Origin of the sequence: Bradyrhizobium erythrophlei (genome assembly GCF_042430365.1) — a bacterium.
Lineage (GTDB): Bacteria > Pseudomonadota > Alphaproteobacteria > Rhizobiales > Xanthobacteraceae > Bradyrhizobium > Bradyrhizobium erythrophlei.
Window position 1 is genome coordinate 1 of the sequence record NZ_JBHMET010000051.1, and the last position, 14265, is coordinate 14265.

At 63.5% G+C, this 14265-nt stretch carries 18 protein-coding genes; 13 read left to right on the plus strand and 5 right to left on the minus strand.

The genetic code is table 11. The features are described 5' to 3' along the window. The coding region (locus tag ACFFWD_RS08080; protein WP_376963327.1) for a phospholipase C/P1 nuclease family protein at nt 1–747 on the plus strand (747 nt) is incomplete at its 5' end. Between the two features lie 217 nt (nt 748–964). Here ACFFWD_RS08080 and ACFFWD_RS08085 read toward each other — a convergent pair. The 3 genes from ACFFWD_RS08085 to ACFFWD_RS08095 form a co-directional block, all read right to left on the minus strand. Beyond that, a complete protein-coding gene (locus ACFFWD_RS08085; RefSeq protein WP_376963329.1) occupies nt 965–3493 on the minus strand; it encodes a branched-chain amino acid ABC transporter ATP-binding protein/permease in 2529 nt (842 codons plus the stop codon). Between the two features lie 5 nt (nt 3494–3498). Next, nucleotides 3499–4374 carry a branched-chain amino acid ABC transporter permease gene (locus ACFFWD_RS08090; protein WP_376963332.1) on the minus strand — a complete coding sequence of 292 codons (876 nt, stop codon included), beginning with the start codon at nt 4372–4374 and terminating at the stop codon, nt 3499–3501. Between the two features lie 66 nt (nt 4375–4440). Next, complete coding sequence (locus ACFFWD_RS08095; protein ID WP_376963335.1) at nt 4441–5694, minus strand: ABC transporter substrate-binding protein; 1254 nt, start codon at nt 5692–5694, stop codon at nt 4441–4443. Between the two features lie 565 nt (nt 5695–6259). On the opposite strand from ACFFWD_RS08095, the gene ACFFWD_RS08100 reads away from it, so the two are divergent. The 4 genes from ACFFWD_RS08100 to ACFFWD_RS08115 all read left to right on the plus strand — a co-directional run bounded on the left by ACFFWD_RS08100 (nt 6260) and on the right by ACFFWD_RS08115 (nt 8423). Continuing rightward, nucleotides 6260–6838: an LOG family protein gene (locus ACFFWD_RS08100; RefSeq protein ID WP_376963338.1), complete on the plus strand. Its 579-nt coding sequence runs from the start codon at nt 6260–6262 to the stop codon at nt 6836–6838. Between the two features lie 62 nt (nt 6839–6900). Then, a complete protein-coding gene (locus tag ACFFWD_RS08105) occupies nt 6901–7245 on the plus strand; it encodes an ArsR/SmtB family transcription factor (RefSeq protein ID WP_376963340.1) in 345 nt (114 codons plus the stop codon). Nucleotides 7246–7314: 69 nt separating this feature from the next. Continuing rightward, the gene (gene arsC / locus ACFFWD_RS08110) at nt 7315–7725 is read left to right on the plus strand and encodes an arsenate reductase (glutaredoxin) (protein ID WP_376963343.1); all 411 of its coding nucleotides are present in this window, start codon (nt 7315–7317) and stop codon (nt 7723–7725) included. Continuing rightward, complete coding sequence (locus tag ACFFWD_RS08115) at nt 7725–8423, plus strand: aquaporin (RefSeq protein ID WP_376963346.1); 699 nt, start codon at nt 7725–7727, stop codon at nt 8421–8423. The genes arsC and ACFFWD_RS08115 overlap by 1 nt, the downstream gene beginning before the upstream one ends. 161 nt (nt 8424–8584) lie before the next feature. On the opposite strand, the gene ACFFWD_RS08120 is transcribed toward ACFFWD_RS08115, so the two are convergent. Then, complete coding sequence (locus ACFFWD_RS08120) at nt 8585–8833, minus strand: YjiS-like domain-containing protein (protein WP_376963348.1); 249 nt, start codon at nt 8831–8833, stop codon at nt 8585–8587. Nucleotides 8834–8951: 118 nt separating this feature from the next. Here ACFFWD_RS08120 and ACFFWD_RS08125 point away from each other — a divergent pair, with 118 nt between their 5' ends. From ACFFWD_RS08125 to ACFFWD_RS08160, 8 genes are all read left to right on the plus strand, one after another. Continuing rightward, entirely contained in the window at nt 8952–9896 is a 945-nt protein-coding gene (locus ACFFWD_RS08125; RefSeq protein ID WP_376963351.1) for a transcriptional regulator GcvA, read from the plus strand. Between the two features lie 146 nt (nt 9897–10042). Next, complete coding sequence (locus ACFFWD_RS08130) at nt 10043–10774, plus strand: sulfite exporter TauE/SafE family protein (protein ID WP_376963353.1); 732 nt, start codon at nt 10043–10045, stop codon at nt 10772–10774. Nucleotides 10775–11026: 252 nt separating this feature from the next. Further along, nucleotides 11027–11617 (plus strand): superoxide dismutase, encoded by a 591-nt coding sequence (locus ACFFWD_RS08135; protein WP_376963356.1) that lies wholly within the window; start codon nt 11027–11029, stop codon nt 11615–11617. A gap of 77 nt (nt 11618–11694) precedes the next feature. Continuing rightward, the gene (locus tag ACFFWD_RS08140) at nt 11695–11880 is read left to right on the plus strand and encodes a hypothetical protein (protein WP_376963359.1); all 186 of its coding nucleotides are present in this window, start codon (nt 11695–11697) and stop codon (nt 11878–11880) included. Then, nucleotides 11850–12272, plus strand: a complete 423-nt coding sequence (locus tag ACFFWD_RS08145) for a hypothetical protein (protein ID WP_376963362.1) — start codon at nt 11850–11852, stop codon at nt 12270–12272. Before ACFFWD_RS08140 ends, ACFFWD_RS08145 begins: the two co-directional genes overlap by 31 nt. 17 nt (nt 12273–12289) lie before the next feature. Further along, complete coding sequence (locus ACFFWD_RS08150) at nt 12290–12496, plus strand: hypothetical protein (protein ID WP_376963364.1); 207 nt, start codon at nt 12290–12292, stop codon at nt 12494–12496. A gap of 32 nt (nt 12497–12528) precedes the next feature. Then, complete coding sequence (locus ACFFWD_RS08155) at nt 12529–12789, plus strand: hypothetical protein (RefSeq protein ID WP_376963367.1); 261 nt, start codon at nt 12529–12531, stop codon at nt 12787–12789. Nucleotides 12790–12863: 74 nt separating this feature from the next. Beyond that, entirely contained in the window at nt 12864–13433 is a 570-nt protein-coding gene (locus ACFFWD_RS08160; RefSeq protein WP_376963370.1) for a hypothetical protein, read from the plus strand. 51 nt (nt 13434–13484) lie between these two features. Here ACFFWD_RS08160 and ACFFWD_RS08165 read toward each other — a convergent pair whose 3' ends face one another. After that, nucleotides 13485–14240 (minus strand): Crp/Fnr family transcriptional regulator, encoded by a 756-nt coding sequence (locus ACFFWD_RS08165; protein WP_376963373.1) that lies wholly within the window; start codon nt 14238–14240, stop codon nt 13485–13487. Nucleotides 14241–14265: the final 25 nt, after the last annotated feature.

Here is a 14265-nt window from a genome sequence, read left to right on the forward strand (position 1 = left end):
CCCGCCGTGAATATTTCGACCCAGGCGCCGTTCCACATGGGCTTCTATCATCAAAGCGCGTTGGTCTACCGAGCGGCGCCTTTCGTTGGACGCACCTATCCATTGCTACGCGTGCACCAGTTCTTCGGCCTGGCTGAGCTGGCCTTCCGCACCGGCCACCTGTATTGGGGCTGGCGATTTGCTGGCAATGCCACGCATTACGTCCAAGATCTCACGCAACCTTATCATGCGAGCCTGCTGCCGGGGGTTTCGACGCTGCGGATGCTCGGCATCAATCTGCTTGCTGTACTCGGTTCGCCGCGCATGAAGGACGAGATGATCGTGCTAGTGTCGAACCGCCATTTCGCACTTGAGCGGTATCAGGTTCAGATGCTCCATCATGCGACAGTGGCCGGCGAGCAGGCGCCCATCCTCACAGCGCTGCGCCCAAGCGACCGCGACGCCACCTATCCAGCATGGTCTGAGAACTATGTCCGCGACGTCGTCAGTGCCGAGGCGTTTTCGTTTGGCGATCGGCTTGATGCATTGCTCGCAGCTGCCATGCCCGCGAATTATGTCTCAGATGCCAACTATGACTTCGGTTCTCAGGGCGGGGGCGTCGACCTGTTGGATGAAGTGACGAAGCGCGAAGCGGGCCATCGCGCCGATCTGGAGTCGGCCATCATCGAACTGTTTCGTCACTTCGGAGCGCATAGCCGCAACCTGGTGCGGGGCATATTGCGTGCGTCGGGATCGCTTTCTCCGTGACCGAGTCCAGCTAATCGATGTCACCAAACAACGTGGCTGATGTCTCAGCTGGGTCAAAAGCGCCGTTTTGACCGTCGTCCGGTCACTTCCGGTTTACTCTCAACTCCAGACGTATCGCAGCGCTGCGCTAACTGGCGCGATGGACCAAATCCGGACATCGCGCTGTCAGGTTTGACCGTGATCGAGAGCGTCAGCTTCCCTTCTATCGGGTAGCTAGCTAAATCCAGAGGACCTTGCGGCGCAGGCCGATATCCGCGTGCAGCGGGGCAGCCGGCCCCTCGTGCGTGATGCGCCCGCGGTCGAGCACGTACACTCGGTCGGCAAGCGCCAAGGCGAGATCGAGATCGTGCTCGATCATGAGAATCGGGACGTCGCGCCGGAGCGCGTCAATCACGCCGAACACCTCCTCGACCATGGCCGGTGAGAGACCTTCGAACGGCTCATCCATCAACAGGATGCGCGTATTGCCGACGAGCGCGCGGGCGATCGCCACCATCTGTTGCTCGCCGCCGGAGAGCGTATCGGCCTTCGCGTTGAGGCGCTGCGCGAGGCGCGGGAACATCGCGAACAAGCGCTCCTCGCTCCAGCGCATGCCTTCGCGGCCGGTGCGCCGCAGCCGGCCCATTTCCAGGTTCTGCGCGACGGTCAAGGTCGGGAACAAGCGGCGGCCTTGCGGGACGAGACCGATGCCGGCGCGGGCGGCGTCCTCGGGCGATCCACCGGCGATATTTTTTCCCAGGTATTGCACGCGGCCGGTGCGCGGCGGATTGAGACCCATGATCGCCTTGAGGGTCGAGGATTTGCCCGCGCCGTTGCGGCCGAGCAGCGCCACCATCTCGCCGGCGCGCAGCTCGAGCGTGACGTCGTGCAGGATGTGGCTGGCGCCATAGAAGGCGTTGACGGCGTCGAGCCTGAGCAGCGGCTGCGCCGCTGGCGTCGTGCCGGCCGGTGCCCGGGCGCTGCTGATGCGGCGTCCGGTGCCGAGATAGACCGATTGCACTTGCGGATCGGCGCGCACCTCGGCCGGCTTGCCGGCGGCCAGAACCGCGCCGTTGTGCATCACGGTGATGTCCTCGGCAGAGGCGAACACGCGGTCGATGTCGTGCTCGATGACCAGCACGCTCATGTGCTCGGACAGCCGCTTGATCAGGCCGACGATGCGCTCGCGTTCCGCCGGCGCGAGCCCGACGAGCGGCTCGTCCAGCATCAGGACGCGCGGGCGCACCGCCAACGCAAGGCCGATCTCCAGGAGGCGCTGTCCGCCGTAGGAGAGGCTGCCGGCACGCACGGCCTCGAGCCCCTCGAGCCCGAGAAACTTGACGAGCGCATCGGTGTCGCCATTCACCTCGGCGAGCGAGTCCGCCCGTTCGAGCAAGCGGAACCGGCGGCGATCGCGCGCTTGCACGGCAAGCCGCAGGTTCTCGCGCACGGAGATCGTCTTGAAGATGTTGGTGATCTGGAACGAACGGGCGAGACCAAGGCCGGCGAGGCGCTCCGGGGGAAATCCGGCGACGTTGCCCCCCGCGTACAGGATCGCGCCGCCGTCGGGCGGGAACAGGCCGGTGATCACGTTAAAGAACGTCGTCTTACCTGCACCGTTTGGGCCGATCAGCGCATGGATCCCTCGTGGCGGCAGGCGAAGGCTCACCCGATCGACGGCGATGAATCCGCCGAAGCGTTTGGAGATCTCACGCGCCTCGATCGCCGGCTCGGATCGCAATTTTGCGGCGTCGCGCAGGAAATCCGGAATCTCGGCGCCCGGATTCGGCGTGACCCTGGCGGCCATGGCGGCCGCTTCCTCGTGTCGTCTGCGGAATGGGGCGAGGATACGCTCGCCGAGCCCCATGAGCCCGCCGGGCGAGAACAGCACGAATCCCATGAACAGCAGCCCGAACCAAAGCTGCCAGCTCGCCGTGTAGCCGGTCAGCAGCTCGCGGAACAGGATGAAGAACAAGGCCCCGAGCGCCGGCCCGAGAAAATGGCGCTGGCCGCCGATCACTGTCATGGCCAGGATCTCGCCCGAGAAGGCGACGTGCACGAGATCGGCGGAGACGAAATATTTGAGGAAGCCGAACAGAGCGCCGGCCAGCCCGACGACGGTCGCGGAGACGATGAAGCCGCACAACTTGTAGCGGCGGACTGGAAAGCCGGCGAAGCGGGCGCGCTGCTCGTTCTCGCGGATCGCGATCAGCACCCGGCCGAAGGGCGAGTTGACGATCCGCCACATCAGCCCGGCGACGAAGACCACGATCACGCAGACGGCGACGTAGAAGATGTTCTGGTCATCTAGATCGAGACCGAGCAACCGGCCGCGCCGGATGCCACCGAGGCCGTTCTCGCCCCCGGTGAAGCTCGTCCACCGGAACACGACGTAGAAGATCATGGCGGTGAACGCGAGGGTGAGCAGCGAGAAATACACGCCACGCCGCCGCAGGATGAGGAAGCCGAACGCAAGCCCGCAGACCGCCGCGAACCAAGTTCCGAACAGTACGGGGATAAACGCGCCGCCCTTGGTGACGTGGATCTGCAGGAGCGCCGCGCCATAGGCGGCCAGCCCGAAGAAGGCGCCGTGGCCGAAGGAGACGAGGCCGGTGTAGCCGAGCAGCAGATTGAAGCCGAGCCCGGCCATGGCGAACAGCGCAAGCTCGGTCGCTAGCGCCGTCGTGAGGCCGAGCGTGGACATGAGCAACGGCAGCATCGCTAGCGCCGCGGCGAGAACCAGGATGGGATGTTGGCGCTTCCACATCGGCTTCACGCTTCCAGGCGATCCATTCGTTCGCCGAACAGGCCGCGCGGACGCACAAGCAGCACCAGCACCATCAGAGCGTACATGGCCGCCTCCGCTGCCGGCGGATAGACCAGCACGGTCAGGCCCTTGACGATGCCGGTGAGGATACCGGCGAGCACGACGCCCCAAAAACTGCCGAGCCCGCCGATCACGACGATGACGAAGGTGGCAGTGAGGATCTCTGTGCCCATCGCCGGCTGCACGCCCGCGAGCGGCGCCGACATCACACCGGCGAGCCCGGCGATACCGACGCCCAGACCGAAGATGATGGTCAGTACCGGCCGCAAGCGGATGCCGAGCGCGCGCACCATTTCGGGGTCTGAGGTGCCCGCGCGCACCACCATGCCGAACGAGGTCTTGTAGAGGAGCAGCCAGGTGCAGGCGATCGCCGCCATGGCCACGCCGAGCACTGCCAGCCGGTAGTTGGAAAACAGGAAGTCGCCCACCTTGAGCACGCCGCCGAGAGACGGCGGAATCCAGAACGGAAGACCGGTTGCGCCCCAGATGAGCCGGATCACCTGCTCAGCAGTGAGCGCCAGCCCGAAGGTGAACAGGAGCCCGAGGATCGCGTCCTCTTGGTAGAGCCGGCGCAGGAACAGCACCTCGATCGCCATGCCGACCGCGGCGACGGCGACGGGGGCGGCGACGAGCGCGCCATAGAAGCCGGCGGCATTGGCAAGCGTCACCGCCAGATAGGCGCCCAGCGCATAGAACGCACCATGGGCAAGGTTGACGACGCCGCCGAGGCTGAAGACGAGCGACAGTCCAAGCGCCAAGAGGATGTAGTAGGCCCCCACCACAAGGCCGTTCAGAATCTGCTCGATGACGATGAAGAGCATGGGATGGGACCGGTTTTCCGGGCGCCGACCGCTCTTTGCCGTCGCTGCCCGGATCGGGCGAGGGGCTCAGGTCGCGAACGAACAGGCGTTTTCCGCCTTGGTCGGCTGGATCAGCTCGAGCGATTCATCGGGCCCGGGCGAAGCTTCGATGATCTCGAAGATATCCCATTTATCCTTCGCCTTGTCCTTTTCCTTCACCTTGACGACGAACATCTCCTGCAAGAGCTGGTGGTCCCAGTCGCGAAAGAAGCCCTCGCGGTTCTTCAGCAGATCGAACTTCATGCCTTTCTCGAGGACCTCGATCAGCTTGTCGGCCGCGGTCGATTTCGCCTCCGTCATCGCTTGTGCGACGATTTGCATGCCCATGTAGTCGCCCCAGGCCTGGTTGTCGGGCGGACCGCCGAACTTGTCGGTAAAGGCCTTGGTGAAGGCCACGGCCCCCTTGTTGGTCAGCCCGTGGTACCAGAGGCTTTGCCAGTAGCCCGAGAGGGCGTCGATGCCGGCGGCCCAGAACGGGATGGTGTCCATGACGCCGCCCGCCAGCTTATAGGTCAGACCGTACTCCTTATACTGCTTGAGGAAGGTGGTCTGGTCGACGCCAGCGAGATTGAGGTACACGAAGTCCGGGTTCGCCTGACGGATTTTCAAGATGTAGGGCGAATAGTCCGGGGTATTGGTGGGCACCAGATCGTTCTGCACCACTATGCCGCCGTTCTCCTGCAGGAAGCGGGTGGAAACGCGCGCCAAGTCGTGCCCGAAGGCATAGTCGGCTGTCAGCATGTACCATCTCGCACCCTTGATCAGTCCCTGGCGCTTCTGCCAAAGGCCGATGGTCTTGGTGTACATCGTGTTACAGCCCTCGATGTGGAAGGTGTAACGGTTGCAATTGGCGCCCCGGAGCTCGTCGGAATTGGCGCCGGTGTTGAAATAGAGCGCCTTGAGCCGCTTGGCTTGCTCCATAATGGCGCCGGCCGAAGCGGAGCTGATCTCGCCGATGATCACTGACACCTTGTCCTGCTCGATGAGTTTCTGGGCCTTGGTGACGGCGACGCCCGGATTAACGCTGTCCTCAGTAGTGAGCGCAAGCTTGCGGCCGAGCACGCCGCCGCGGGCATTGATCTCTTCCACGGCCATCTTGGCGCCATTCTGGCCATAGACGCCAAGCTGACCGAGGAAGCCGGTGAGCGGGGTCAGGTGCCCGATCTTGATGGTGTCTACCTGGGCTTTGGTGATGGCCGGGAAGCCGACCATGCCGAGCACCGCCGTGCCGGTGGCGGCCTTGAGCACGCGGCGGCGCGAGAGCGCCTGTGTCTGCGTCATGGGTTTCCTCCGATGTCGCTCGAGCCGCGCGAACGCGGCCTTCTTTAGCGGGTATAGCGTATCACTGCCGAGTGCCAAGGAGCAGACCTTGGTGCGGCAGGAAACCGACGACATCTCCATTAAGTCCGAATCGTAACCCGGCCGGCGTAGAAGCTTCGACGGGCAAGAGCTGTGAACGGCTGGTTCGGGTCAAAAGCCGCAATCACGGGGCGACCGGCGCGTGTCAGCTTTAGCCTCAAGAGCAGACTTATATGAATACGCGCCCTAAGCCCCCTGACCCGCTCGCCGACCCCGTACAGAAGCGAGACCCCGGCAAGTAGACAACGCCAAAAGGGATTGACCACGTTCGTGACGATCGCGACGCGCCCCTCATTCGGGTGAGACGGGCGGAGTCATACACTGATTTGCGATTCCGAAAAACCGAAATATTTGTCGCGCGAGGACTGGACATCGGCCGGAATGTGTGAGGCAGAATTGATTTGCTCCGTCTGAGCAAAATCCCCTGCGTTCTGGCGACGCCCGGCGTCGGCCTCTATATTGCCGCCTCCTTGATCGAGGCCTTTCCATGTCACGCACCATCGCCAGCATCGCCGTGTTCTGCGGTTCGAACTTCGGTAACTCCGACGCCTATGCCGATGGCGCGCGCCGGCTCGGCCGGGCGTTGGCCGCGGCCGGCATCACGCTGGTCTATGGCGGCACGACCAAGGGCCTGATGGGCGTCGTCGCGGATGCGCTGATCGATGCCGGCGGCACCGCGCATGGCGTGATCACCGAGCAGTTGCGTCAGCGCGGACATTCGCACCCTCGTCTCCAGCGCAGCGAAATCGTCGCCACCTTGCGCGCCCGCAAGGAACGGATGGCGGAGCTCGCGGGAGCCTTCATCGCGATGCCGGGCGGCATCGGGACGATGGAGGAGATGATGGAGGTCTGGACCATGAACCAGCTTTCCGAGATCGACAAACCGGTCGGGCTGCTCAACATCGCGGACTTCTACCGGCCGTTCCTCGCCTTCATCGACCACATGGTGACGTGCAAGTTCCTGCCGCCCGAGCACCGGCATTCGATCTGCGTCGACCCCGACCCGGTCGCCTTGATCGATCAGCTACGCCATTTCGTTCGCACCGATGTGCCGAAATGGCTGTGAGGCGTCCTCGCGGACGCGATCGGCAATTGACAATCGCCCATCATTTCAATATTCGTTGAAATATGGAAAAGAGTGAAGCGGTGGCGGCCCTCGCCGGCCTCGCCCAGGACAATCGGCTCGATGTGTTCAGGCTGCTGGTGCAGGCCGGCCCCGACGGCATGCCGGCCGGCGCCGTGGCCGAAGCGCTGGGGCTCGCCCCCAACACGCTGACGTTTCATTTCGACCGGCTGCGAACCGCCGGCCTCGTCACGGTGCGTCGCGATGGGCGCTCGATGATCTACGCCGCGCAGTTCGACCGCATGAACGAGCTGCTGGCCTTCCTCACCGAAAATTGCTGCGGCGGCGTTGCCTGCACGCCCGTTGCCGCGTGCAGACCGGCGCGAAAGCGCGCCAAGGTGACCGCCTGAAGGCCCCGACCATGAAACGCCTGCGCTGCGCGAAATCCGAAAAATCCTGGACCTTTTGAGGCAATACCGATGGACACGATCATCTATCACAACCCGGCTTGCGGCACCTCGCGCAACACGCTCGCCATGATCCGCCATGCCGGCATCGAACCGCATGTCATCGAGTATCTGAAGACGCCGCCGGCACGGGCGCTGCTCAAAGAGCTCATCGCGCGCATGGGCATCTCGGTGCGCGGCCTGCTGCGTGAGAAGGGCACGCCCTACGCCGAGCTCGGCCTGGGCAACCCGGCGCTGACCGACGATGAGCTCCTGGACGCGATGCTGGCGCATCCGATCCTGATCAACCGGCCGATCGTCGTCACGCCGAAAGGCGTGCGGCTGTGCCGGCCGTCCGAAATGGTCCTCGACCTGCTCCCGCCGCAGCACGGCGAGTTCGTCAAGGAAGACGGCGAACGCATCAGGCTGGACCGCGGCGCCTGATGCCAAGCCTCGCGCAGCGACTAACAAGCAAAGCGCTACCCAGCCTCGCACGGCGCGCCTTCGCCGAGTGGCTCGGGACGGCCTTCCTGCTCGCCGCCGTCGTCGGCTCCGGCATCATGGCGGAGCGGCTCGCCGGCGGAAACCTGGCGCTGGCGCTGCTGTGCAATACGATCCCGACCGGTGCCATTCTCGTGGTGCTGATCCTGATGCTCGGCCCGGTGTCCGGAGCGCATTTCAACCCGGCGGTCTCACTGGCGTTCGCCCTGCGCAAGGAAACGAGCTGGGCACACGCGTCGATCTACATCGTCGCGCAGATCGCGGGCGCGATCGCCGGAGTGTGGATTGCCCATCTGATGTTCGACCTTCCGGTCTGGCAGGTCTCGCACACCGAGCGCACAGGGACGGGGCAGTGGATCGCCGAGGCAGTAGCGACATTCGGCCTGCTCGCGACGATCTTCGGCGTCGCCGCGCGCACGCCCGCCGCCGTCCCGTATGCGGTCGGGCTCTACATCACCTCGGCCTACTGGTTCACGGCGTCGACGTCGTTTGCCAACCCGGCGGTGACCATCGCCCGCTCACTGTCGAACACGTTTGCAGGCATTGCGCCTGATGGCGTGGTTCCGTTCATCGCGGCACAGTTGGCTGGCGCGTTGCTCGCGCTTCTGGTCGCGCGCCTGCTATGGCGGCCGCAAAGCTAAGCGCCGGCACGGCTCGCCGTCTTCAAGTCATGAAAGCCGTAACCCACGGCCTTGTGCGCCAGGATCAGATGTTCACATGGGTGCTTCGCGGAAAAGCATAGACGCTCGACTCCGCCATCTGCTCCTGCTGTTTCATCGGCGCGATCGCCGCGGCGCGCTTGTCATCGCCAGAATGGCTTGGCGGCCTCTTCCAGCGCCTCTTCCCGCGTGAAGCCGATATCGGCGAGCAGATGCTTGTCGTCGGCGAGGTCGCGGAGCGCCTGACGCAGCCGGCGTCGCGCGGCCCAGGACCAAAGCCCACGCCGCGCCGCGCCGAGCCTTTGCTCCGAATTTTCCTGATGAAGTTGTGGGGTTGGACTCGCCAGCCGGATCAGCCGAAACGGCGAGGCGTCACGGACCAAGGTTGACATCGACAGGCTCCAAATCTCATGAAATGCTGTGTTGGAGCTTTCCCATAAGGTCGGCGGGCCGCCATCCGCAAAGCATCGTTTCTCCGGCCTGCCCTAGTTTTTCTCATGAAGTCCTGCGATGCGCCCACGCCTGCCTCCCCTGAATGCGCTGAAGGCTTTCGAAGCCGCGGCGCGGCATGAAAGCTTCACCCGCGCAGCCGAGGAGCTTTGCGTCACGCAAGGCGCGGTGAGCCATCAGGTCAAGGCGCTGGAAGCCGAGCTTGCGATCAAGCTATTCAATCGCGAGCGCCAACGGTTGATCATCACCGAGGCCGGCAAGGACTACCTGACTGTCGTGCGCGATGCGCTGGACCGCATCGCGGTCGGCACCGAGCGGCTGTTGCAGCGGCAAAATGCCGGCGTCCTGACCGTCAGCACCTCGCCGGACTTTGCCGCGAAATGGCTCGTGCACCGACTGGGCCATTTTGCCGAGGTCTACCCCGGAATTGATCTTCGCGTGTCCGCAACGCTTCATCACGTCGACTTCGCGCGAGAGGAAGTCGACCTGGCGGTGCGACACGGTGACGGCAATTGGCCGGGGCACGATGTGGTGAAGCTCAGCGCCGAGCAGCTCTTTGCGGTGTGCAGCCCAAAACTGCTCTCAGGACGCCGGCGTCTCAGCCAGCCGGCCGATATCCTCAAATATCCGCTGATCCATATGGACAGCCGGACCGATTGGTCGAGATGGCTGCAGGCGGCGGGCGTCGACGACACCAACATCATCCACGGCCCGGTGCTCAACCGGGCCAGCATGGTGATCGACGCGGCGATCAACGGACAGGGCATCGCGCTTGCAAGGACGACGTTGTCGGCCTGGGATTTGATCAACGGGCGGCTGGTGCGGCCGTTTCCGGAAGCGCTGCGGCTGACGAAGACCTACTGGATCATCTGTCCGAAGGCGACGGCCGCCTTGCCGAAGATCGTGACCTTCAGGGATTGGCTCCTGGCGGAAGCAGCGAGAGATTTACGGCAACTCAAAAAGCTTGGCTGGTCGTTGAAGCCGCTTAGGGAAAGCGGCGACTGACGTCCGGCGGTCGGACGCCAGGCCGCAACTCGTCATTGTGGCCGTTTCGTCCTTGCCTTATCCTCGCGGACTCCGGGGACGTCGCAGCCTCCCCGTCAAATGGCGACCCCATGCAAGCGCTGCTCGCTACTGTATGGAGCGAGCGCATGGACGGGTCGACCTTCGAGCTGACCATTTTTCTGATCGCGAGTTTTGCCGTCGCCTTCGTCGCCGGCCTGTCGGGCTTCGCCTTTGGCCTGGTCGCGGCCTCGTTGTGGCTCTACGTCCTGACGCCACTTGAGAGCGCAACCCTCATCGTCGGATTTGGCCTGCTTGTGCAGGGCTATGCGGTCTGGAAACTGCGCAGCACGCTCGATTGGCGCAAGCTCCTGCCCTTCCTGGCCGGCGCGGCTGTCGGCGTGCCGGCCGGTGTCGCGCTGCTCACGTGGTCCGACCCGCGAAGCGTCCGCATTGCTGTCGGAATCCTGCTCGTCTTCTACAGCCTGTACGGATTCCTCCGTCCGAACCTTGGACCGATCTCGCGAGGCGGAAACGCCGCCGACGCAACGGTCGGATTCCTGAATGGCGTGCTCGGCGGACTCACCGGCCTGGCCGGCATCGTCGTCACGATCTGGTGCGGCCTGCGCGGATGGTCGAAGGCGGTTCAGCGGACGATCTTCCAACCGGTTGCGGTCGCGGCGCTTCTCATGACGGCACTGTGGCTCGGCGTGAGAGGAACCGTCACGACCGCGACGGCTAAACTGTTCGTGATGGGCCTGCCCTGCGTGATGGCAGGAACATGGCTGGGCCTCAAACTGTTTGAATATGTTGACGAAGCCATGTTCCGAAAGATCGTTCTCGCCCTGCTGCTGGTCTCCGGAGCCTTGCTGGTTATCTGAGAACCGATTGACAGCGAAACTGCCAAGCGGTTTAGTCGAAGCGTTGGGGAAAGCGATCTCCCCATGAGGCGACATGCCCAAGAATCGCGTCCGATGTTCACCAAGGACGCCGCATGTCTGCCATCAACCACTTATCCATATCCGATTTTCCGTCTGCGAATCCGGTCGTCGCGCGCGCCCTCTTCCTGTCTCGATATCGTCGGGCATAGGAGGGTCACGCATGGTCAAATCCTGCTTTGAGCGGAGGCTCACATGACCTACACCGTGAAACCGCTTTCCTGCGATCCAAGCCGCGTGCGCGGCATGTCGGAGCGGATGATCGTCAGCCACTACGAGAACAACTACGGCGGCGCAGTGAAGCGGCTGAACCTGATCGACGAGAAGCTCGCCGAACTCGACTATGCGACCGCGCCGGGCTTCCTGATCAACGGACTGAAGCGTGAGCAGCTCATCGCAACCAATTCGATGATCCTCCACGAGGTGTTCTTCGATGGTCTCGGCGACGAAAGCGAGCCGGGCGCAGGCCTGAAGGACGCGCTCGCACGCGATTTCGGCTCCTATGAACGCTGGCGTTCGGAATTCATCGCAATGGGCAAGGCGCTCGGCGGCGGCTCCGGCTGGGTGTTGCTGACCTGGTCACCGCGCGATCGGAAGCTCGTCAATCAATGGGCATCCGATCATTGCCACACCCTGGCCGGAGGCACGCCCATCCTGGCGCTCGATATGTACGAGCATTCCTATCACATCGACTATGGCGCCAAGGCTGCCGACTATGTCGGTGTCTTCATGTCGGCCATCAACTGGCCCGCCGTCGAACGCTTCTACGCGAGTCTCACAAAATGATGCTGCTCCGGCGAGAGGCCGTTCATCCCGCCGGGCGAGGAGGAACCAGTATGTGTCAAAATCAGAAGGAGCTGCGGATGACGAGAGCTTTGCTCGCGTCGCTGGTGCTGGCAGGCCTGCTTGCCACTGGCCGCGCTGCCGAAGCGCAATCGTCCTGCAAGGTGTGCGTCGAACAGCACAAGGCCTGCATGAAGAACTATGCCGGCCCTGCCTGCAAGACCGAATACCAGATGTGTCTGAAGTCATGCAAATCGAAGCAATAGGAACGGGCTGGAGCGGTCTTCGAAGGACGCGCACCCGACATGCCGCCGGATTGCTGGCCGTGCTGACCCTCTGGAGCGGCGGCGCATGGGCCGAGGATTTGCCAAAGCTGTCGGGCGCGCAGATACGCGCGAGATTTTCCGACAGGCAGTTCACCGACGAAGTGCATTGGCGCGAGGTCTACCAAAGTGACGGGACCTTCAGAAGCTATTCGATGGGCAAAGTGAGAACAGGAAAGTGGTTCATTCGTTCGAATGATCTCTGCCTTGACCTTCCGGAGCCGGATGGCGGCTGCTTCGAGGTGACGTCCTCCGGCTCGCGGGTTGTCATGACACCAAAGGGAACGGGCCTGACAAGTGTCGGCGTTCTCGAGCCAATCTCGGACCGCAAATAACTGACCGGGAGCCAGCGATGATTGAAAGAAAAGAACGGGTACGCGATCACGATTTGCGCGATGGCAACCCGGAACAAGGTTTGGGATCGCCGAGCAGGTCTGCTGTCGTCTTCTATGGCGATCCGCGGGTCGTCAGCGATGCCTTTGCCCTGGCCCTTGGCGCAATGCAGGCCAATGCCGACCTGCTGATGACCGCTACCTGCTCAACGAGCGAGAACGATTAGATGCATCAGAATTCGCGCCGAGCGCTTCTTGCGTGTCAATTCCCGTCACCATTCTCGACGGCCTGGCTTTGGACGGCCTCGATCCTGCCAACTCGCCCACTGCCTTGGCCGCATCCGACGCCAACAACGCAAGCAAGGTGCTTGCCTTCGATGCCGTGCCTGACGAACTCCGCGGCGGAGCGGCGGTGACCTACTGGTCCGGCGTGCCGCTGGGCATCACCGACTATGAAGCAGCGCGAGACGAGATCGTCCGGCGCATCGACGATCTGCTTCCAACCTTGCCTGCCGAGTAAAGGCTCGCGCGCGAGGGTGGGGAACCGTCGACCTGAATGTGGAGACTGCGCTGACGCGGGACCATCACGCCGACGTGTTCCTCGGCAGCATCATCGAGGGACCGTCGAAATGGACGGTGCGGCCGGTCGAGGAACTGCTCTACGAGCGGGAATTCGGCCAGGAGGAAACCTTTTCCGGCCTCGTCGGCTTGATCTGGCAGGTGAGCGACAAGCTTGCCTTCGATGTCGCCTATCGGTACGCGCTGACCAATCACCATCCAGTCAACGAGGTCCGCGCCGCACTGATAATCGCTTTCCGCTGCGGTTCTTCGAGAGCGCACATGCCAGATGACAACGACGCGCCGCAACAAAGCTTCAAAGCCGAAGCGCAAGGAACCAGCGCGGCGCTTGCAAGCCAGGGAGTGCAGATGATGCCAATGCGAACAATCTTTCGAACGATCCTGTGCTGCCTGACGGTCGGCTCGTTCGCGCCGGCCCAGGCCCTGACCCAGCAGGAACTCGTGGCCAAGCTCGGAGCCGCCGGCTACACGCAAATCCGGGACATCAAGTCCACCGCTGAAGGCATTGCGGTGAAGGCGACGAAGAACGGCAAGGACGTGTCGCTCGTCGTCGACAGCAGCGGCCAGGTCAAGGAACGGCCGTAGCACTTTCTCAAGCCAGGCGCCGGCGTCGGCGCGCGGACGGAGCCCACGGCCTTATCCGGCCGCGGCCTCGATCGTCTCGGCGTCGAGCTGCCGCCCCTCATGCTCCATGTGCAGGTAATTCGGGTTGAACAGGCCGGCGCGCATCAGCCGGTCGAGATCGGGAACCGCAAGGGTCTTTCCGTTGAGCACGATCAGGCCGGCGGCGCGCAGCTCCTGCAGGGTGCGATTGACGTGGACCTTGGAGAGGCCGGTGGCGTCGGCGAGATCGGCCTGAGTCAGCGGGAAATCGCAGCTCTCGCCCCTGGTCAGCCCGGCGAGCCGCAGGCGAAGCCAGATCTCGCAGAGCAGATGGGCGATGCGCTCGAGCGCCGTGCGCTGACCGAGGCTCATGGTCCATTCGCGCTGGATCGCGGCGTTGACGAGGGTTTCCCACCAGAATGCGGTGACGATGCGCGGATGTCCGGCCGCCACGTGGTCGAAGAATTCGCGGGAGAGATCGACGACCGATACCGGCGTGATGGTGCCGATCGAATGGTCCATCTCGCGCAGGATGAAGACGTTCATGTCGCAGATGTCGCCGGGCAGGAAAAACGACACCACCTGCCGCCGCCCATCCTCGAACTGCTTGTAGCGGCAGGCCCAGCCGGAGAGGATCAGATGTATGTCCCTCGGCTTCTCGCCTTCGCGCACGATATCGACGCGTGCACCGAAATGGCGGACGCGCTCCGATGTGGCGCGACTGAGGATGGCGTGGTCCGTCGGCGACAGGCGCACGAATTGCTCTAGTTTCCGAATGAGCGATGCCAACGACATGGTCTCCACCCCATGTTCA

Excerpts from the sequence above, each read along its gene's own strand:
- ACFFWD_RS08115 (WP_376963346.1), top strand. The coding sequence starts at position 7,725 with ATGCCAAGCCTCGCGCAGCGACTAACAAGCAAAGCGCTACCCAGCCTC.
- ACFFWD_RS08100 (WP_376963338.1), top strand. The coding sequence starts at position 6,260 with ATGTCACGCACCATCGCCAGCATCGCCGTGTTCTGCGGTTCGAACTTC.
- ACFFWD_RS08135 (WP_376963356.1), top strand. The coding sequence starts at position 11,027 with ATGACCTACACCGTGAAACCGCTTTCCTGCGATCCAAGCCGCGTGCGC.
- ACFFWD_RS08150 (WP_376963364.1), top strand. The coding sequence starts at position 12,290 with ATGATTGAAAGAAAAGAACGGGTACGCGATCACGATTTGCGCGATGGC.
- arsC (WP_376963343.1), top strand. The coding sequence starts at position 7,315 with ATGGACACGATCATCTATCACAACCCGGCTTGCGGCACCTCGCGCAAC.
- ACFFWD_RS08095 (WP_376963335.1), bottom strand. The coding sequence starts at position 5,694 with ATGACGCAGACACAGGCGCTCTCGCGCCGCCGCGTGCTCAAGGCCGCC.
- ACFFWD_RS08105 (WP_376963340.1), top strand. The coding sequence starts at position 6,901 with ATGGAAAAGAGTGAAGCGGTGGCGGCCCTCGCCGGCCTCGCCCAGGAC.
- ACFFWD_RS08085 (WP_376963329.1), bottom strand. The coding sequence starts at position 3,493 with ATGTGGAAGCGCCAACATCCCATCCTGGTTCTCGCCGCGGCGCTAGCG.
- ACFFWD_RS08130 (WP_376963353.1), top strand. The coding sequence starts at position 10,043 with ATGGACGGGTCGACCTTCGAGCTGACCATTTTTCTGATCGCGAGTTTT.
- ACFFWD_RS08120 (WP_376963348.1), bottom strand. The coding sequence starts at position 8,833 with ATGTCAACCTTGGTCCGTGACGCCTCGCCGTTTCGGCTGATCCGGCTG.
- ACFFWD_RS08140 (WP_376963359.1), top strand. The coding sequence starts at position 11,695 with ATGACGAGAGCTTTGCTCGCGTCGCTGGTGCTGGCAGGCCTGCTTGCC.
- ACFFWD_RS08090 (WP_376963332.1), bottom strand. The coding sequence starts at position 4,374 with ATGCTCTTCATCGTCATCGAGCAGATTCTGAACGGCCTTGTGGTGGGG.
- ACFFWD_RS08125 (WP_376963351.1), top strand. The coding sequence starts at position 8,952 with ATGCGCCCACGCCTGCCTCCCCTGAATGCGCTGAAGGCTTTCGAAGCC.